The organism is Massilia sp. Dwa41.01b (assembly GCF_014171775.1).
GTDB lineage: Bacteria > Pseudomonadota > Gammaproteobacteria > Burkholderiales > Burkholderiaceae_D > Telluria.
The window spans coordinates 202,861-222,819 of the sequence record NZ_CP050454.1; the positions used below are offsets into that span (position 1 = coordinate 202,861).

At 64.8% G+C, this 19,959-nt stretch carries 13 protein-coding genes and 1 pseudogene; 3 read left to right on the forward strand and 11 right to left on the reverse strand.

Going from position 1 to position 19,959, the window contains the following annotated elements:
* Positions 1-101 precede the first annotated feature (101 nt).
* From G4G28_RS00980 to G4G28_RS01020, 11 genes and pseudogenes are all read right to left on the reverse strand, one after another.
* Positions 102-368, reverse strand: a complete 267-nt coding sequence (locus G4G28_RS00980; RefSeq protein ID WP_182990513.1) for a hypothetical protein — start codon at positions 366-368, stop codon at positions 102-104.
* 121 nt (positions 369-489) lie between these two features.
* Positions 490-1,326 carry a hypothetical protein gene (locus G4G28_RS00985; RefSeq protein ID WP_182990514.1) on the reverse strand — a complete coding sequence of 279 codons (837 nt, stop codon included), beginning with the start codon at positions 1,324-1,326 and terminating at the stop codon, positions 490-492.
* Between the two features lie 97 nt (positions 1,327-1,423).
* Positions 1,424-1,966: a hypothetical protein gene (locus G4G28_RS00990; RefSeq protein ID WP_182990515.1), complete on the reverse strand. Its 543-nt coding sequence runs from the start codon at positions 1,964-1,966 to the stop codon at positions 1,424-1,426.
* A 45-nt stretch (positions 1,967-2,011) separates the two neighbouring features.
* On the reverse strand, positions 2,012-2,896 hold the full coding sequence (locus G4G28_RS00995) for a DUF2167 domain-containing protein (protein ID WP_182990516.1): 885 nt from the start codon (positions 2,894-2,896) through the stop codon (positions 2,012-2,014).
* Between the two features lie 237 nt (positions 2,897-3,133).
* Positions 3,134-4,870 carry a PHB depolymerase family esterase gene (locus G4G28_RS01000; protein WP_182990517.1) on the reverse strand — a complete coding sequence of 579 codons (1,737 nt, stop codon included), beginning with the start codon at positions 4,868-4,870 and terminating at the stop codon, positions 3,134-3,136.
* A gap of 561 nt (positions 4,871-5,431) precedes the next feature.
* Entirely contained in the window at positions 5,432-5,896 is a 465-nt protein-coding gene (locus tag G4G28_RS01005) for a hypothetical protein (protein ID WP_182990518.1), read from the reverse strand.
* Positions 5,897-6,064: 168 nt separating this feature from the next.
* Entirely contained in the window at positions 6,065-8,035 is a 1,971-nt protein-coding gene (locus G4G28_RS01010; RefSeq protein ID WP_182990519.1) for a DUF885 domain-containing protein, read from the reverse strand.
* Between the two features lie 379 nt (positions 8,036-8,414).
* On the reverse strand, positions 8,415-9,656 hold the full coding sequence (locus G4G28_RS24970) for a DEAD/DEAH box helicase (protein WP_308601572.1): 1,242 nt from the start codon (positions 9,654-9,656) through the stop codon (positions 8,415-8,417).
* A gap of 79 nt (positions 9,657-9,735) precedes the next feature.
* A pseudogene (locus tag G4G28_RS28765) lies at positions 9,736-11,907 on the reverse strand (ATP-dependent helicase); the annotation flags it as partial.
* 100 nt (positions 11,908-12,007) lie between these two features.
* The gene (locus G4G28_RS24975) at positions 12,008-12,550 is read right to left on the reverse strand and encodes a hypothetical protein (protein ID WP_229507832.1); all 543 of its coding nucleotides are present in this window, start codon (positions 12,548-12,550) and stop codon (positions 12,008-12,010) included.
* Positions 12,547-14,502, reverse strand: a complete 1,956-nt coding sequence (locus tag G4G28_RS01020) for a S9 family peptidase (protein ID WP_182990520.1) — start codon at positions 14,500-14,502, stop codon at positions 12,547-12,549. Before G4G28_RS01020 ends, G4G28_RS24975 begins: the two co-directional genes overlap by 4 nt.
* A 250-nt stretch (positions 14,503-14,752) precedes the next feature.
* Between G4G28_RS01020 and hemE the strand changes: the two genes are divergently transcribed.
* The 3 genes from hemE (at position 14,753) to G4G28_RS01035 (ending at position 19,937) form a co-directional block, all read left to right on the forward strand.
* On the forward strand, positions 14,753-15,838 hold the full coding sequence (hemE, locus tag G4G28_RS01025) for a uroporphyrinogen decarboxylase (protein ID WP_182990521.1): 1,086 nt from the start codon (positions 14,753-14,755) through the stop codon (positions 15,836-15,838).
* 565 nt (positions 15,839-16,403) lie between these two features.
* Complete coding sequence (locus tag G4G28_RS01030; RefSeq protein WP_182990522.1) at positions 16,404-18,413, forward strand: primosomal protein N'; 2,010 nt, start codon at positions 16,404-16,406, stop codon at positions 18,411-18,413.
* Positions 18,414-18,497: 84 nt separating this feature from the next.
* Entirely contained in the window at positions 18,498-19,937 is a 1,440-nt protein-coding gene (locus G4G28_RS01035; protein WP_182990523.1) for a dihydrolipoyl dehydrogenase, read from the forward strand.
* Positions 19,938-19,959 lie beyond the last annotated feature (22 nt).

The window sequence follows — 19,959 nt, forward strand, 5'->3', positions numbered from 1 at the left end:
ATTGTGGACGCATCGTAGCGTCCGTTTTGGGCCCAGAGCAGACCTGGACGAGCTATCTCTGAATTCAGGCACCACTTTTAGGGGAGTTCACGCTGGAGTGGTCAGCGTTTTTGCGCAGTCGATGGAATGGAAGGGTCGGGCTGATCCGGCAGGCTGCGCTCGCCGTCCGCGACACCACGTGCGAACGCTTCGCCAACGGCACCCATCGACATGGGACCGACTTCGCGCTGGGCGCGGCGCTGGTCCAGGTAGAACTCGATATACATTCCCTTCGACGGACCCTCCGGCAGGCGCCGGATGCGCCCGCGCAGGTATCCCAGGCGATACGCTGCATCGACAAGTGCACTTCCTGCTTGACTCTCATCCATGTGTACGTTCCGTCTCAATGCGGTCATTACGTGCGCTCAGCGTGCGCCAATCATCCTGGCCCCATGCAGCGGATTGCTGAGGCCGTGTCTGAATGTCAGGCCTGACCCCGATTTTCGAATTTCAATTCGCTCCGCTTATGCTGGCCAGTGACGTCAACTTCTTCTCGGCCTTCTTGTCACCCTGAGCGGCCGCCTGCTTGAGCAGCTTCATGGCGGCAGCCACATCCCCGGGTTGTTTGCGCTCCAGCCGGATGATAGCGGCGTTATAGGCTGCCACTGGATTATTCAGCGCAGCACTCTCTTCGTACGATTCCAGTGCGCTTTCAGGACAAAGCATGAAGATTTCCTTCGCGGCAGCTACCTGCAACAAGCCGGCGGCATCACGGGTTTCCTTGAATCTGGCTTCCAGATCGATTGCCCAGCCGGCTACCAGCGAGGCCATCACATCCTCATTTTTGCCCACCCAGTAAGGGCCGCTGAGACGGGCAGTAAACGCCTGGTGCGTTGTGCGCAGCGCGCCGTTCTGCGATATCCACACAAACCCATCCTGGCCGGTAACAGGTTTTCCACCGAGTGCCGCCGACAGTTTCTGCGCCAAGGACCTGGAGCCAGGGGCAGGTGCAGCATCGCTCCAGGACGCGACGAGATCGACGCGCTTGAAATTGCTACCTTGCTGACTCACCATGGCCGCTACCTCATCAATGTCGAGGATGCGGTAGTCCTGATCATATAAATGCCATGGACTGCTATGGCTAGCGATGGAAAGCACTTCAGGCCCGTCGTCAGGGACTGCACGCATGTATTCTTGCAGAACTTCATCCGCGCGCCTGCACTGGCCGCTCGCAGGGTCGCACTGTTTAACGTTGACGGCTCCCTGCAATGGAATCGCAGTAGAGCAGGCGGCCTGCGCGTTGCAGCAGGAAGCAACAGCAAACAGAAATGCGGCGAGTTTCATCATCGGGATTTCATGTCGTATTTGGAGGGTCGCTCCGAATGTCTTTGGTCAGATGACCTAACGCAGGTTCTGCCCGAAGTGCACTCGAAGCTTGGGATGGTCAATCGACGCTGTTCTGATCTTGTTTTCCCATCGCCGCGCTAGTTGGGATTTCGCGAGGCAGAGTAGCGTCGACACATGACGCCATGCGCGGCGTCGGTTTGATCTTGTCGCCCAGTTGCCGGACCAGTTCGGATTCAGCGATGTCCAGTTTTTGCCTGATGAGCTTTTGTGCCGCGCCGTATTGCTCAAGCCCGTAGTCGTCGCCTACGTTCACATGCATCAAATGGACCCCGCACGGATTGCAGGTGCGGCTCGCGCCTAGGTCAAAGGCGATGTCGAGTTTTCCGTCGTTTCTTTCCGCAAACCCTGGCAGCGCGAATTTGAAATGCATTTCGATATGATTGCGAAAGCGATTTTCGTTCACATACTGGAAGCCAGCCTGGTGATACGCCGCACGATACACGGCCAGCAGGGACTTGGGCGCTATCTCGACAATGGGGCGCTCGGGCGTCACGGGTCGGCATGCAAGCGCATCGGACACGATGGCAGTATTGGCGACCAAGAGCAGGACATACGCCCGTAATGCAATCTTGCTCGTCATGGTAGGTCTTCCTGAAAATTTCATTCGCATGGCGCGCATGCAGGTTTATGCCTTCCCGCGCCTGAAGAACTTGCCGATCGCGGCCAGCAGGCCGAAGGCGGCGATGGCGATGATCTTGGCGAATTTCAGGGCGAAGGCGCCGATGACGGCGAACAGGCCAAGCTTCTTGGCGGCGACGCCCGTTACCAGCGCGGCGATGCCGTATTCGGCCACCTTGTCGGTGGAGGCATTGAAGTCCGCATAGGTCTTGCCGGGATTGAAGCTGGTGCGCGCGAGCAGGGCCTGGGCGAAGGGTTTGTTCGCTTCCAGCGAATCGAAGCCGGACACCAGGTTCATCGACAGGTAGCCTTCGCGGCCCAGCACATAGGTATTGTAGTTGGCGCCGTGTTCCTCGTTCGACGCGCCCTTGTCCTTGCTTTCGATGGCCCAGACCAGGCGGTGCGAGGCCTTGTCGTAGACCGGTTTCTGGCTCCAGCCGACGATCTCCATTTCCGGCATGCCGCGCGCCTGGCGCTCCTTGTTGCCCTCTTCGGTGCCTTCCCTGATGCTGGAGAGGAGTTCGTCCGCCTTCCAGTCGGCCGCTTCGTCGTCCTTGATATAGCCGGCGTCGATGTAGCGCGGCACCACGAAGCTGTTGCTGTCGGGCGGGACGATGATGCCCAGGCGCGAGGCATCCTCGCCATTGCCCATCGCCTTCATCAGCCCGTTTGCCTGCGGCTGGGGGATGAAGGCATACCCTGCGGGCAGTTTCAGGCTGGCCTGCTTGCCCAGGGCGATCTCGGCCGGTCCGGTCTTCGCCACCGCCTTGGCAGCCGCGATGGCCGCGTTCATCTCGGCTTCCTGGTCGATCTTGCCTGTTTGTGCACCGGCGCTCGTGGCGGCAAGGAGGAGGGCGGCGCAGGCCGTGCGTGCAAACCGGGCAGTGTTCATGACGTTCCTGTTGGATGGCCGGCCGCGCCGGCGGTGGTGATCGAATGAGGGTGAACGCAGGACGGTGCAGGCGTCTGCTTGTATTTTAAGCGGCGTGGAACTGGCAAATACTCACCAATTGTTGCTCATCTGAAAATATGCATGCGGCGGCCTGACGCTGGGGCGGCGCCATCGCCAGAGGGACAGCCATAAAAAAACCGGGGCCGCAGCCCCGGCAAGACTTGCACCTGACGGGATTTACGGGCAGTTGCCGATGACGTAGTAACCGGGCGCGGTCTGCGCCAGCGTGGTCGTATAGAAGGTGTTGTTCAGGCCCATGTTCTGGTTCGAGCCGTTCGCCAGTGCATAGCCGCCGCTCGCATGCGCGCGACCGGCCGTCACGTGGGCATAGTTACTGGACGTGGTTGCGGTGCAGCTGCCCGTAGTGCTGGCGGTGACGCTGGCCGAACGTGCGCTTTCCACGCCGCCGTTGCCGAGCGCGGACACCTGGTAGCTGTAGCCCGTGGAGGCGGCCAGGCCGGTATCGGTGTAGCCGGTCGCCGTCACGGCCGCGCCATTGACCTTGCTGCCGTTGCGGTAAACGTTGTAGCCAACGGCGCCGTTCGAAGCGTTCCAGGTCAAGCTGATGCTGCTGGCGCTGCGCGCGCTGATTGCCAGGCCAGCGGGCGCCTGCAGGGCGGGTGCGCTGCCGACCAGGAACTGGCTGATGCTGCAGGCGTTCGAGGTCAAGCCGGTGCTGCTGTCGGTGGCCGTGACGCTGCCGCTGTAATAGCCGTCGGCGCGTCCCGCATACGCCTTGCTGAAGCTGGCGCCGCTGCCGGCGGCGGCGTCGTTCACCGGCGTCGGCCCGTTCAGCACCACCTTGTAGCTGCCGATGGTGCCGCTGCCCGCCGCGCCATTGACTGTCACGGTCGACCCGGACACGCTGGCGCTGCACGAGGCCATGGTTGGCGGCGCCACGCGGGCCACGCGCAGGTTGTTCCTGAACCAGAAATCCATCACGAAGGACGGGTAGTTGACCTTGGTCGCATCCACGTAGTTGCCGTTCTGGCCGCCAGTGCCGGCGGGCCAGGCGTGGCCCATGCCGGTGACCGTGATTTCCGAGGTGCGCACTTTACCGTTTGCATCCGTATAGGGAATGTTGCTGCCGCCGGTGGGCACGCTCACGGCCGCGCCTTTGGTGTAGCTGCCGCCGTAGGCGATGCGCATCGCGGCCGCGTCGAGGGGACCATAGCCCTGCGCCACCGTATAGTCGTTGGTTCCCCAGATGACGCCGGCGATCTGGCTGCCGAACTGGGACGCATTGGTGCCGGCCAGGTTCCTGCAATTGTTGGCGGCCGTGGTGGCCGTGTAGCCGGAGGGGACCATGCCGATCTGCGAGGTCGACACGCCAGGCGGCGGACCGGCATTGATGCCCAGGCCCGCGAACACGTCCGGCGCCAGGCAGCCCATCACCATGGTCTGGGCGCCGCCCGAGGACAATCCGGTGACGTACACCTGTTTCGGGTCGATCGCGTACTGCGGGTTGCTCAAGAAACGGTTGATCAGGTCGAGCAGCACGCCCGAGTGGCCGGTGCTGCGGCTGTGCGTCGATTTCGCCCAGTCCCAGCAGTGCACACCATAGACATTGCCGGTCGCATTCGGCGCCAGGATCACGGCGCCGTACTGGTCGGCGGCCGCTTTCCAGTTGTAGCCCCTGTCGCTGCTGCCGTCGATGACGTCGCCGGCGGCGGTCTGCGAGCAGCCGTGCAGCACCAGCACCAGCGCGCGCTTGCCGCCCAATGCCGGCGCGGTGGCCGGCCAGTAGTAGTAACCGGTGAGGGCGCCGCCGTTGACGGTGTCGCTCGCCCAGGTCTGGTTGCCGGACCAGGTGCCGGGACCTGCTTGAACCTGGGCCTGGGCGATGGCCCAGGGGGCGAGTGCGGCGAGCAGCACCGCCTGGCGCGCGGTCCTGTTGAAAAAGCTGAATGTCATGGAAGCCTCCGTTGCGTGAAGCACGTTGAAGAGCCGGGCGTAAGGACGTGACGAGGCCACTCGGATCGCGCCGGATCGGTGAGACAAAAAGAGAAGGGGAAGCAGCGCGAACAGCGCTAGGAGGTGGGCGAGGGAAGGGTTTTCATTGATGGTCTCCGCATGTAGATATAGTTTTGTTGTGGCGACGTGAAGTCGCCAAACTTATTCTAGGCTTCGACGAAACGCCCACAAGCGGCGCACAGGCACGCCGTTTGTGCGCTTTTGCACAGCGCGCGGAGCAGGACGGAAGCGGCGTGACTTAGAGCCTATCCCGGTAGTCCGGGGAAAGCTGGTGGCGATGCATGGCAAGCGCGGGCAAGGCGCGAGGAGGCCGCATGGCTGGCCATGCAACGACGAGCAACGCAGCACGCGTTTGTCAGGCGCGCCAGCAGCGACTCCGGACTACCGGGATAGGCTCTTAGAGCGCCTAACAAAACCTTCAGAGCAAGGCGCAGCCGCGAAGACAGTACGCCTGTACGGCGAGCGGGTGCAACGCAGCTATGGAGGTTTTGTTAGGCCCACTTAGGCCGTCTGTCCGCCGAGGAGGCGCCAGACCCCATAGAAAACCAGCGCGCCGACCAGGCCGTGGCAGCCGAAGCGCAGGATCTCTTCGCCGTAGCTGAGCCAGGCATAGGTCGTGGGCTGGCCCGCGATATAGGTGTCGACATACACGCCGTGCCAGTTGTGCCCGTCCGAGTAGTCGCCGAGCGGGCGCGGCCAGAAGAGGGCTGCCACCGGAAGCGCGCCCGCCAGCAGGCCGGCCAGGGCCAGCGATGGCCAGCTTAGCCAATCAAGCTTGCGCATCACCAGGAAGATGGGTACACCGCCAACGAGGACCACCGCAGCGGCGACGGCAATGGTCATGACGGCGAATGCGCCGATGAAGTTCGGCTGGGACTGCGCAGCGGACAAGGCATCGGGGTGGAGGGCGGCGAACACCAGTGGCTGAACCAGGGCGGCGGCGATGGCGGCGACAATGATACGCATGGGCTTCTCGGGTCGGGGCGCTGCGGCGGCAAGCTTGCCGGACCATGGCCAGCGCAGGCGGATTGGAATGCGCCAGTGTAGGTCGATATTGATGAGTTGGCAACATCTTTGCAGGCATAAAAAAACCGGGACACAGTGTCCCGGTTGTCATGTGCGGCGCCTGCCGGCTTAATTGCGCATCAGCTCCGCGATCACTTTCACCGGCGCATTGCCGTAGCTGAGGAACTGGTCGTGGAAGGCCTTCTGGTTGAAGCGCTCGCCCAACGCCTGCTTGCGCTGCTCGCGCAGTTCCATGATCTCGGCGTAGCCACTGAAGTAGCTGGTCAGCTGCACCGACGAGAGCTGCACGCGGCGCCATTTTTCGGTCGCTTCCTGGCGCGTCTGGAAGGCCTGGCGGGTCAGCAGGTCCAGGGCCTCCTCGCGTTCCATGCCGTTCACGTGTACCGAGTAGTCGAGGATGGTGTTGGTCACGCTGCGCAGGTTCCACTTCGAATACATCAGCCACATCTCGGGCGCGTTGCCGCCGTAGCCCGATTCCAGCATCATGCGCTCGCCGTACACGGCCCAGCCCTCGACCATCGCGCCATTGCCGAACAGGGACTTGATCAGCGAAGGCGAACGATTGGCGTGCACCAGCTGGGCGTAATGGCCAGGGATGGCTTCATGGATGTTCAGGATCTGCAGGATCCACTCGTTGTATTCGCGCAGGCTGCTTTCGGCCTGCTCGTTCGACAGGCCGTCGAGCGGCGTGACGTTGTACCAGGTCTTGTCCTTCGAACGGTAAGGACCGGGCGCATCGATGCTGGCGCCGGCCACGCCGCGCTGGTACATCGGCGTCTCGCGCACTTCGAGGGGTTTGCTCGGATCCAGCGTGAGCAGGTCGTTCTTGACGACCCAGTCCTGCAGTTGCGGGATTTGACGGCGGATCTCGGGGAAGAAGTTTTCGCGCGCGACGTGGCGGCTGGAGAGCCGGTCGATCAGCATGCCGATCTTCTGGAAGCGGTCGTTCGGCTTCTTCGTGTCGGCCATGTAGCGCGGCCACAGTTCGTCCGAGATCGCGTTCATGCGGGTGAGCAGTTCCTCGCGCGCGGCCAGCGCTTTGCGGTAGGTCTGCTCGGCGCTGCTGGCCGACTGGATCTCGAGCGCGAACTTCTGTTCATACAGCGCCTTGCCGATCCTGAACGAGCGCGCCTGGCCGTTGGCCGCCTGCGTCTTTTCCAGGTTGGTCAGGAAGTCGACGTAGTTCAGCACCGCGGCGCCGGCATTGGCAACGCGCTGGGCGAAGATCGTTTTTTCCTGCGTGTTCAGCGTCGATTCCGCCGCAGCCTGGCCGATATCAGCCAGCACCACCAGCGTGCCCGGCGCCTGTGCAATGGCGAGCTGGGTGTGTTCGCGCGTCGGGTTGACGATGCTCGCCTGCGCCGCCTGGTAATAGGCCGGCACGTTGGCCAGGCGCTTGAGGAGGGTGCGCAGGCGCTGGGGCTTGGCCGCGTACTCGGTGGTCAGGATCAGGTCGAGCGGCTGGGCGATGTTGTACAGCGCCGGATTCCATTCGAATTCGCCGAAGGTGGTCAGGCGCCAGCGGTCGTTCTCGAGTTTATTGATCAGGAGGGCGATGTCGGTGCGCTGGCGCGGCGACATCTGGCGCTGGTCGAGCTTGCGGAATTTTTCCAGCCATTCTTCGGCAAAGGCGAGCTTTTTCGCGCGCGTGGAGGCATCAGGAATGGTCAGCGTGGCAGCGGCGTCGAATTTGCCGACGGCGATGCCGCCTTCCGGGTCGACGCGCCAGAGCGCGGTCAGGAACTGCATCGACAGGCTGTCGGCGCGGCGGTCGAGGCGTTTTTCGCCCGACGCCGGCGCCGTGCTCGCGACGGTTTCGCGGCTCGGGGCGGCGACTGCGGCGGTGACCGCGACGGCTGCTGCGCCGGTTGCGGCAGCTTTACCCTTCTTCGATGTGCTCTTCTTCGAGGTGCCCTTGGCAGCGGCCGGCGCGCTGCGCTTGGCAGAGGCCTTGGATTTCACGACCTTCGCCGCCTTCGGTTTGGCGGTTTTCGTCGCGGTCTTGGCAAGTGCGGCGCTGGCGGGCGCCAGTGCCAGGCTGGCAAGCATGACTGCCAGCGCGAGTTTCGTCTTCATCATCTTCATCGGCCCTGTGAAATGGAGTTCAAGGCGCCGCCCAATACAGGCCAGCGCGCCAGAGTAGCACCATTCGCCTTCCCTGCGGGAGGCTGAAACAATACGTCACGTCGGGGGCCTCGGCAAACCTACTGCGCGTTGCACTGTCGGCCTGCGATGCTCGCTGTACTCGCGTACAGCTGCGCGTCTCGGCCAACATTGCTGCCGCTCGCTACGGTTTTCCGAGGCCCCCGTTGCTGGTCGGCCCGCACTTCTAGCGGGAGACCACGGTTTTGTGGCCGCGGCATGTGCGCCGCCGCGTCACCCGATATGGATGAATCGGCCACAAAGGCGGCATGATCACATGGATTGCCCGACAATGCCAGAAGCGGGGCTGTTCGCGTCAGCTATTGAAACCCTGCCGCAGCATCGCCAGCATGTCGCCGGGCGACAGGCGCGCGGCCAGGTCGCCGCCTTCGAGCAGGCTGTCGGCAAGGTCGCGCTTGTGGTGGTGCAGGTCGACGATGCCTTCCTCGATCGTATGGCGCGCCACCAGCCGGTAGATGGTAACTGGACGCTGCTGGCCCATGCGGTGGGCGCGGTCCGAGGCCTGGTCTTCCACGGCCGGGTTCCACCACGGGTCCATGTGGATCACGTAGTCGGCGGCGGTCAGGTTGATGCCGACGCCGCCCGCCTTCAGGCTGATGAGGAAAAGGTCTCCCTCTCCGGCCTGGAAAGCGTCGACGCGTTTTTTCCGTTCCTGCATCGAGGTCGAACCATCGAGGTACTGGTATTTGATGCCACGCGCGTCGAGGTGCTTGCGTATCAACGACAAGTGATCCACGAACTGGCTGAACACCAGCGCCTTGTGGCGGTTCTCGAGCAGATCGTCCGCCAGGCGCGCGAATGCGGCCAGCTTGCTGCTGCCGATGCCGAGACCCGGCGCAACCAGTTCCGGATTGCAGACGGCGCGGCGCAGCCGCATCATCTCGGCCAGGATGGCAATCGACTTCTGGCTTTGCGGTGCTTCCAGCGAGGCCAGCTTATCGAGCGCCTCGCGCCGCAGCGATTCGTACAGCGCTGTTTCTTCCGGCGTGAGTTCGACCGGCAGCACGATCTCGGTACGCGGCGGCAGCTCGGTGAGCACCTGGCTCTTGGTGCGGCGCAGGATGAAGGGCTGCGTCAGGCGGCGCAGGCGCGCACGGGCCGCGCTCTCGGCCCGCTTGTCCTGGGCTTTTTCGATCGGCCCGGCAAAGCGCAGCTGGAACTGGTCGGCCGTGCCGAGCAGGCCCGGGTTGATGAACCTGAACAGGTTCCACAACTCGCCCAGGTGGTTTTCCAGCGGCGTGCCGGTGGCCACCATGCGGAAGTCGCCCTGCAGCGCCATCACCGCAGCTGAACGGCGCGTGTGCGCATTCTTGAAGGCTTGCGCTTCGTCCATCACGATCGTGTGCCAGCGCTTTTTCGCAAACAGCGGCGCTTCCAGCTGCAGCAGGCCATAGCTGGCGACCACCACGTCGAAGGGACCGGCGTCCGCGATGGCGGCGGCACGCTCGCCGGGCCCGAACAGGGTGACGTTCAAGGTCGGCGCAAAGCGCGCGGCTTCCGCGATCCAGTTGGTGCACACCGAGGTCGGTGCCACCACCGGTGGTAGGGCCGTCCGGAGCGCGCAGCAGGATCAGGGCCAGCGCCTGCAGCGTTTTACCGAGGCCCATGTCGTCGACCAGGCAGGCGCCCACGCCCCAGTGGGCCAGGCGTGCCAGCCATGCGAAACCTTCGCGCTGGTAGTCGCGCAGTTCGGCCTGCAGCGTGGACGGCAGCTGCGGCTCGTAGTGGGCGTTGTCCGCCATCTTTTTCAGGTGCGCGCGCCAGCCCTTGTCGGCTTCGACGCCACCGGCTTCCAGCGCCAGCTCTTCCAGTACAAAACTGGCCAGCGGATGCACACGCAGCGCCTCGTCGTTCGCGTCCGTGTAGGCGGCGAGATCGGTCAGGCGCCGGTGCAGTTCGTTCGTCAGCGCCACGAACTGGTTGTCCCCCAGGGCGACGAAGCGGCCTTCGCTATGTCGAACCTTGTCGAGCAGCGAGCGCAGGTCGAGGATGCGGCCTTCGTCCAGCACGACTTCGCCGTCGGCCGCGAACCAGTCCTTGTCGCGCTTGATATTCAGGCGTACGGATTTCGACGTCACCTTCTTGCTGACGCGGAAAGGCTCGCCTTCCGGCCAGGCGATGACGACCGCGTTCGGGTCGAGCTCCTGCAATTCGCTCACCAGTTCCAGGCATTGCATCGGCTGACCGAGCAGCCACTCGTCGTGTTCCTGCTCGGCGAATTCGAGCGCGCGGCAGGCGGCGACCAGCTGGCGTTCGGCCTCGCGCTCGGCGTTGAGAATGCGTCTGGCCTCGGTGCGCACGCCATTGACGTCGGCAATGACACGTTCGGCACCGCTGCCGGGCGCGTAATACGCACCGGTGTCCGGTAGCGGCCGCACCAGGATGCGCAGGCGCAGGCCCCGGTTATAAGGCAGCAGGTGCAGGTGCAGGCGCGCGTCGGCATCGATGCGCTCGATGTCGGCGGCGCTGGCGCCGATGTCCGACTGCACCGTGACGATCGAGGAGATCGCGCCGATCGCCTGCAGCACGCGCACCTCGGCTTCCAGCGGCACCTGCAAGCCGTCGCCGACGATGGCGCCGATGCGGCGGTGCTCGTCGCGGATGCGCACCACGCGCAGGCGCGTCGGCGTCTCGCGCGTGACGACGACGTCGCCGACGCCCTCGCGCACCGGCGGACGCAGCGAGATCGTCACCTGTCCCTGCGCGGCCTTCACCAGCAGTTCGGGTTCGCCCGGCAGCAGTTCGACGCGGGTACCGGGCGCGTCGAACCAGAACAGCAGCGGATGGCCGATCAGGGCCGCTAAAGCCTTGTCGAGGTCGATTTCGTAGCGCAGGCCGCTGCTGTAGTACTGGCGCGCCGCGCCGATGCTCGATACCACCAGCAGGTCCTGCGCGGTGAGGAAGTCGAGCGTGGCGGCTTCGTCGAGCAGGCGTTTCAGGCCTACCGGCCGGCCGCGGCTCCAGGCGCCTTGCGCATCGCGCTTCTGCTCGCGCGGCTCGATTTCCTGTACGCCCAGGTGCGGGTCGTAGCGGATCAGCCAGACCAGGCGCGATTCCTTCACCACTTCGACATTGGTCGCCGGCTGCAGGTTGATCAGCGCGTTCAGCTGGCGCTCCCAGGGCTGCTCGCGCTCGAACCAGAGCGTCATGTCGGTGTAGCGGCCTTGCTGGCGCAGCGAAATCGCGCGCTGTTCGTGCTTGACGCCGCCCAGCTGCCCCAGCAGGCTGGCGAATTGGGCGCTAAGGAAGTCGAAGCCGGCGCTTTCCGCCAGCGCCAGCGCTTCTTCCAGCTGGGCGCGGCGGCTGGACAGTTGCGGCATGCCCAGCCACCAGTGCAGCAGGGCGCGGAACAGCACCGGCTGCAGGGCCGTTTCCCAGTTGCGCGAGGGGAGCACCTCGGCATCGACCGTGCCGCCACGGATCTGGCGCAGCATCGACAGTTGCTGGTAGACGGCCGTGTCGTGGCTTTGCACGGCGCGCGTGGCGCTGTCGAGATAACTTTCCGCCGCCTTCTGGTACTTGCTTTCCGTGCGCCGCAGCAGGGCCGCCACGTACAAGTGGCCGCCGATGCCGCCGAACACGGCCTTTCGCTTGCCGGTCTCGCGCCGCAGCAGCTTTAATGCAGCATCGAAACCGGCCAGCGCGGCATCGACGTCGTCGCGGAGCAGCAGCAGCAGGCTGCGGTAGAACAGCGCGCTCGAATCGTCCAGGTCCACCAGCAGGCTTGCCGCCTCGTCGAGGCGCCCACACAGGATCAGGTGCTCGGCCAGTGCCGCGCGCAATGCCATCGACGGCGCGCTGCCCGCGGCATGGTCGAGGGCATGGGCGCGAATTGCCGGCGCGCTGGCAGGTTCGCGCTGGACATGGTCGACCAGGATAGCCAGCACGTCATCGCGCAGGGCCGGGTTGATGCGTTCGATGAGGAGGCCGGCTCGAAGGGACGCGCGCAGATGTCGACCAGCGGATGCAGGTAGGCCGCTTCATGGCAGCGCAGGCAGGCCGCCAGCAGCGGCGCCACCGTCTTCGGGCCGTCGCCGCCGACCAGGGCCATGCGCAAGAGCGCCACCCCTGGCGGTAGCTGCGCAGCACCGGGTTGCCTTGCCAGTCGCGCCGCAAGAGGGTGGTGCTGTCGTAGACCTCGCGCAGCTCATTGAAGCGGCCAGTGCGCAGCAGGTAATCGATGGCCGGCCAGGCCACGCCGGGTGCATTGACGCTGCCGCGCGCGGCCACCTCAGTCGCCAGGCCCAGCGTGCGCAGCTGCGCCAGGTCGCCGACCAGCGCGCCTTCGTTTTCGTAGGCACCGAGCGGCTCGAGGTGCTCGCGCAGGCGCGTGAATCCGAACGGCTCTCCCGCCAGCGCCAGCAAGCCGAGGATCAGTTTCTGGCGCGTGCTGGTGGCGGCGAAGGCCTCGTGCAGTGCGGCTTCGGTCATGCAGCCAGGTTCTCGATCTCCAGCGCAGGCAGGCCGGGTGGCAGGGCAATGCCGAACACGCGCAGGTAGAAGGCCAGTTCCGCTTCCAGGGTGCGCACGACGCTATCAAGCTTGCGAAAGCCGTGGCCTTCGCCTTCGAGCGTGATGTACGCCACCGGCACGCCGCGTGCGCGCAGGGCGTCGACCATCGTTTCCGACTGCTGCGGCGGCACCACCTTGTCGTCCAGGCCCTGGAAGAAGATCATCGGACGGTTGAGGGCATCGGTATGGTGGATCGGCGAACGCGCGCGGTAGATCGCATCGGCCTGGGCTTTCGGCGCAATCAGGTATTCGTTGTAGTGCGACTCGAATTTGTGGGAGTCGGCATCCAGCCCGGCCAGGTCCGACACACCGTAATAGCTGGCGCCGGCCTTGAAGACGTCGTGGAAGGTGAGGGCCGACAGGGTCGTGAGTCCGCCGGCGCTGCTGCCGCGGATCAGCAGGCGCTCGGGGTCGACCAGGCCTTGCTGCGCCAGGTGGCGCGCGCCGGCCACGCAGTCCTCCACGTCGATCACGCCCCACTGGCCCTTCAGCAGGTCACGGTAGGCGCGCCCGAAACCGGTGCTGCCGCCGTAGTTTACGTCGAGCACGGCGAAGCCGCGGCTGGTCCAGAACTGGGTGGCCAGCTTCAGGGTGCTGGTGGCCATGCCGGTGGGGCCGCCGTGGCCGATGACGATCAATGGCGGCAGTTCGCCGTCCACCGCCTGGAAATCGGCATTCGCCGGCGGATAATAGAAAGCATAGGCGCTGCGGCCCTTCGCGCTCGGGTAGCGGATGCTGTGCGGGACCGACAGGTAGCCCGGCTCCGGCAGCTCCGCGATCGAGCGCGCCAGCACGGTACGCGCACCGGTAATCGGGTCGATCAGGGCGATTTCGACGGGAAGCGTCGGCGAGCCGGCCAGCACTGCCACCGCGGTGGGAGACACGCGCAGTTCGCGGATTTCCTCGTAGGGGGTGTCGATGGGCGTGAGGCTGCAGTCACGCGTGGACAGGCGTGCCAGGCGGCTGACGCCGTCCTCGATATAGGTGCAGACGATCTCGTCTTCCGAGCGGAAGCCGTACATCGAATTGCCGAAGCTCCAGTGCGGCCCGCCGAATTCGGCCTCGCGCGAACACAGCGGGTGCACCACGCCCCCTTCGAAGCGGTACAGGTTCCACCAGCCGCTGCGGTCGGAAACGAAGTAGAGCAGGCCGTCGGGCGACCACTCGGGCTGGCAGATCGATTCTTCCAGGCCGCCCGCGATCAGGCGGCCGTTGACCAGGCTGCCGTCGTCGGCGAAATCGGCCACCCAGAGTTCGGTGCCCTGCCAGGGCATGCGCGGGTGGTCCCAGCACAGCCAGGCCAGCTGGCGGCCATCGGGAGACAGGCGCGGCGCCGCATAGAAATCGTTGCCCTCGACGAGGATGGTCTCGGCGCCATCGAAGCCGACCGCGCAAATCGTATTGACGGGATAAGCCTCGCCGGCCAGGTGGTCTTCGCGTACCGCCACCAGGCGGTGTCGAGCCCGGTCGGGCACGAAGTCGGCGTAGCGCACCTGCTCCTCGCGCGTGAGCATGACGGGTGTGCCGTCGCCCTCGACCGCATATAGATGGTTGTCGGCAAAGTGCGAGAACCAGACCGTGCCGCCATCGGCCGCATAGGCGCCGCCGCCGTACTCGTGCACGCGGCTGCGCACGTTGAAGGGCGCCGGCGTCGGTTCGCCAACGGCGCTGGTGGCGGCAGCAGCATTGATGCGCAGGCGCTGCAGCGTGGTGCGGCCCGCTTCGCTGGCGCGTCCTGCCAGCCATAACACGTGCTCCCCGTCGAGCGCGATCTGCGACAGCGGAATGGCACCGGCCGCGACGACGGCGGCGCTGATCGGGGAAGTCCAGGTGCCGCAGGGGGCGGCCTGCTTGCTTGTCGGCTCGGTCATGGCGCGGGATTCGAAAATAGGGAGAACCACATTATAAGAGCGCAGGGTAGGGAGGGCGACGCGCCACGTGGAGCGTGTGAAAGAATGGTCAGGACAAGGCGCATCGTCGAAGACAGTACAAAGGTACGGCGAGACCATGCAACGCCGTCATGGCCATTTTTTCACACGCTCGTGCGCTGCGTCCGCGGGGCTCCCGCCATGCGCGGAGAATGCGATAATAGCCGTCCTCCGACGCCACCCATTGTCAGCCATGCCACAATTTGCCCCGCTCAAGAACGATACTTTCCTGCGCGCGCTGCTGCGCCAGCCGACCGACTACACCCCGGTGTGGCTGATGCGGCAGGCCGGGCGCTACCTGCCGGAATACCGCGCCACGCGCGCGCGCGCCGGTTCGTTCCTGGGCCTGGCGAAGAACCCGGACTATGCGACCGAGGTGACCCTGCAGCCGCTCGACCGCTATCCGCTGGACGCGTCGATCCTGTTCTCGGACATCCTGACCGTGCCCGATGCAATGGGTCTCGGCTTGTATTTCGCCGACGGCGAAGGACCGAAGTTCGAGCGTCCGCTGCGCAGCGAAGCCGAGGTCATGGCGCTGCAGGTACCGGATATGGCGTCGCTCGACTATGTCTTCAAGGCCGTCACGCAGATCCGCACCGAGATCAACGGCCGCGTGCCCCTGATCGGCTTTTCCGGCAGCCCGTGGACGCTGGCCTGCTACATGGTCGAGGGGCAGGGCTCGCGCGAATTCCACACGATCAAGAAGATGCTGTACGCGCGTCCGGACCTGATGCACCGCATCCTCGACATCAATGCCACGGCGGTCACGCAGTACCTGAACGCGCAGATCGACGCCGGCGCCCAGGCTGTCATGATTTTCGACTCCTGGGGCGGTGCCCTGGCCGATGGCGCCTACCAGGAATTCTCGCTGCGCTACATGGAGAAAGTCGTCAGCGGGCTGCAGCGCGAGAAGGATGGCGTGCGCATTCCGGCGATCGTCTTCACCAAGGGCGGCGGCATCTGGCTGGACGAGATGGCGAACATCGGCGCCGACGCGCTGGGCCTGGACTGGACCGTCAACCTGGGCCATGCGCGTGCGCTGGTGGGCGACCGCGTCGCGCTGCAGGGCAATCTCGACCCGGCCATCCTGTTCGCTTCCCCCGAGCAGATTCGTGCGGAGGTGGAACGTTCGCTCACGGCCTACGGGACGCCTGCCGCCGGGGCCGGCCATGTCTTCAACCTGGGACACGGCATTTCACAATTTACGCCGCCCGAATCGGTCAGCGCCATGGTGGAAGCAGTGCACAACTTCAGCCGCGCGCAACGTACCACTCGCTAGCCGGGCCGGTTTGCGGGGGCGATGTCTTTATGACACCACACATCGCTTCGCAGCGCAGCAAAATCACACTTGTTCACAAGTTTTAAAAATGCAGGCTTTGAACCTGTGGACATGTCAGGCGCAACCTTGATTATTCTAAGTGGTTGAAATTGCTGGGTTTTATGCTTCAGTTCGCTGAAGAATGCGCTTCCGGAAGCAGATTTTTCGTAACAGAAATCATAGCTGTGCCAGCCTTGTTCACAAAGTTATCAACAGCATGCGCCACTCATCAATAAAAAGTGCTGCGTTTACGGGCACTTACGCTATGCAGTGCAGATACTTGTTTAATTGGACATGCGTTTCGCGCATTTACTAGAAGAAAAATCGAAGTTATACACAATCGTTGCGTCAGAGGAAGTAGGTTGCTGTGGACTACTTTAGTTCTTGTAAGTGTTTGAAATTAAAGCGCTAATTGCGACATGAGTTTCGCTGATGCCGCCAAGGTTTGACTTAACGTAAACTTCTCCACTGGTCAAGTACAGCGCTTTCCACAAAGTTTTCCACAGGCTCTTTAGCAAGGTCGACATTGGCGTACTGCATTTTACAAATCGCGATCGATACGCCGCTCAACAGCGTGTTCGATTACGGCTGGCCTTATGAAGGCGCAGCGCCGCAGGTCGGCCAGCTGGTCCTGGTCAGTTTCGGACGCCGCGAAATCGTCGGCCTGATCGTTGCCATCGCCACCGAAAGCACGGTCCCGCCCGACAAGCTGAAGAACGCGATCGCCGTGCGCGACCAGTTGTCTCCCTTGTCCAGCCGATGGATCGCCCTTGCCGCTTTCGCCGCCGATTACTACCAGCGTCCGCTCGGCGAAGTGGCGCTGCCGGGGCTGCCGAAAAACCTGCGCGTGCCGACAACCGTCGCGCTCGACCGCGCGCTGAAAAAGCTTGCCAAGAGCGCAAACGCGGGCGACCCGGCCCCTTGCGGCATGCCGGCCTTGAATCGCGAGCAGCAGACGGCGGCCGATGCCATCGGCGGTGCCCGGGGTTTCACGCCGATCCTGCTGTACGGCGTTACCGGCAGCGGCAAGACCGAGGTGTATCTGCAGGCCTGCGCCCAGGTGCTGGCGCGCGACCCGCAAGCGCAGATCCTGATCCTGGTCCCGGAGATCAACCTCACGCCTCAACTGGAAGGCAATATCCGCGCGCGCTTCCCGGGCCTGATGCTGGCGACCCTGCACAGCAGCCTGTCCGAAGGCGAACGCATGCTGCACTGGCTGGCGGCGCACCAGGGCCAGGCGCGCATCGTGCTCGGTACCCGGCTGGCGATCCTCGCGTCCCTGCCGCACCTGCAGCTGATCGTCATCGACGAGGAGCACGACCCGTCCTATAAACAGCAGGAGGGGCTGCGTTATTCGGCGCGCGACCTGGCCGTGTGGCGCGCGCGCCAGCTCGCCATTCCCATCGTGCTCGGTTCGGCCACGCCCTCGCTGGAAAGCTGGCACCATGCCCAGACGGGACGTTACGACCTTTTACCGCTGCGCGAACGCGCCGTGCGCGACGCCGTGCTGCCGAGCGTGCGCCTGATCGACATGGAGCGCGACAAGCCGAAGGAAGGCCTGACCGGCGGCCTGCTGGCGGCACTGAGGCAGCGCCTGGAGCGTGGCGAACAATCGCTGCTGTTCCTGAACCGGCGCGGCTATGCGCCGGTGATCACCTGCGAAGCCTGCGGCTGGATCAGCAACTGCACCCGCTGCACCTCGTTCATGGTGCTGCACAAGCCCGAACACCGGCTGCGCTGCCACCACTGCAGCCTGGAGCTGCGCATCCCGCGCCATTGCCCGACCTGCGGCAACGTCGACCTGCAGCCGCTCGGGCGCGGCACCCAGCGCTTCGAAGAAAACCTGACCGCGATGTTTCCCGACGCGCGCATCCTGCGCATCGATGCCGACTCCACCCGCAAGAAGGGCAGCGCCCAGGAAGCTTTCGATACCGTGCACCGCGGCGAGGTCGATATCCTGATCGGCACGCAGATGGTCGCCAAGGGGCACGACTTCAAGAAGCTGACCCTGGTCGGCATCCTCAATCCGGACACGGCCCTGTTCTCGCAGGACTACCGGGCCAGCGAACGCCTCTTCGCGCAGCTGATGCAGGTGGCGGGCCGCGCCGGCCGGGCCGGCCTGGCCTCCGAGGTCCTGATCCAGACCCGCTACGCGGCCCACCCGCTGTATTCGGCCGTGGTGCGCCACGACTACGAGCGCTTCGCCATGAACCTGCTGGAAGAGCGCCACCAGGCCGCGCTGCCGCCCTACATGTACCAGGCGCTGCTGCGTGCCGAGGCGCCGGAACTGGCCACCGCCATCGCTTTTCTTGAAGAGGCGCGCGGCATCCTGCCCGTCGATCCCGAATCGATCACGCTGAACGACCCGATCCCGATGACGATGACGCGCGTGCACAATGTCGACCGCGCCCAGTTGCTGGTGGAATCGAATTCGCGCCCGGCGCTGCAGGGCTACCTGAAGGAGTGGCTGCACCTGCTGCGGGCGATGAAGACGCGCGTGCGCTGGTCGCTCGAGGTTGATCCGCTGGACATCTGAGCGCGCCCGCCCAGTCTCGGGCCACCGCTGTGAAACTGGCAAAATAGGCGTATCGTCATGGCGGCACAGCAAACGGAGTACAAGATGAAAAAACTACAGGTCGACGTGGCCGTCATCGGCACCGGCACCGCCGGCATGTCCGCCTACCGCGCCGCGCACGCGCAAGGCGCGCGCACCGTCGTCATCGAGGGCGGCCCGTACGGCACCACCTGCGCCCGCGTCGGCTGCATGCCGAGCAAACTCCTGATCGCGGCGGCAGACGCCGCCCATACCCTCGACGTGGCGCCGGGCTTCGGCGTGCATCCGGGCGAAAAACGCATCGACGGTCGCGCCGTGATGGAGCGGGTGCGGCGCGAACGCGACCGTTTTGTGGGCTTCGTGCTCGAGAGCGTCGAGAGTTTTCCGGAAAGCGACCGCATTCGCGGCCACGCCCGCTTTACAAGCCCGCATACGCTCCAGGTGGACGAGCACACCGAGATCGAGGCGGCCAGCTTCGTGATTGCCACCGGTTCGACGCCGGTCGTGCTGCCGCAGTTGCAGGACGTCGGCCCCGGCATCGTCACCAGCGACGACGTCTTTTATTGGGACGATCTGCCGCGTTCGGTGGCGGTGATCGGCACCGGCGTGATCGGCCTGGAACTGGGCCAGGCACTGACCCGCCTTGGCGTGCGCGTGCGCATCTTCGCGCGCGGCGGCAGCGTCGCCCACCTGAGCGATCCGGAAGTACTGCACGCGGCCACCCGCACTTTGACCCAGGAACTCGATCTGCAATTCCAGACCGAAGTCGTGCGCGCCGAGCAGCAGGGAGAACAGGTGCTGCTCACCACGCGCGACGCGCTTGGCAAGGAAACAAGTGAATCCTTCCAGTACGTACTGCTGGCAACCGGACGCAGCCCGAACGTCAAGGACCTGGGACTGGAAGAGACGGGACTGGCGCTGCAGGCAAATGGCGTGCCGGAATTCGACAGCCGCACCATGCAGTGCGGGAGCAGCCACATCTTCATTGCTGGCGACGCCAACAACGAACTGCCCCTGCTGGCCGAAGCGGCCGACCACGGCAAGATCGCCGGAGAAAACGCCGGCCGCTATCCGGACGTGCGCCCCGGCCTGCGCCGCACCCCGCTGGCGATCGCCTTTACGGAACCGAACATCGCCACGCTCGGCAGGAGCTATAAAACGCTGTGCGAGGGCGGGCGGCCGAAGTTCGCCATCGGCCAGGTCTCGTTCGAGAACCAGGGCCGCAGCCGCGTCATGTTGCAAAACAAGGGGATGCTGCGCGTGTACGCCGAATACGGCAGCTGCCGTTTCCTCGGTGCCGAGATGATCGGCCCGCGCGGCGAGCACCTCGCCCACCTGCTGGCCTGGGCCGTGCAGGCGAACCTGACGGTCCCGCAGCTGCTCGACATGCCGTTTTATCATCCGGTGATCGAGGAAGGCGTGCGCACCGCGCTGCGCGACCTGGCCGCCAACCTGGCCAAGGGCGCGAACCACACCGACCCGGCCGATTCCGAGCCGGGAACCTGAAAACGAACTTGTAGGGTGGGCG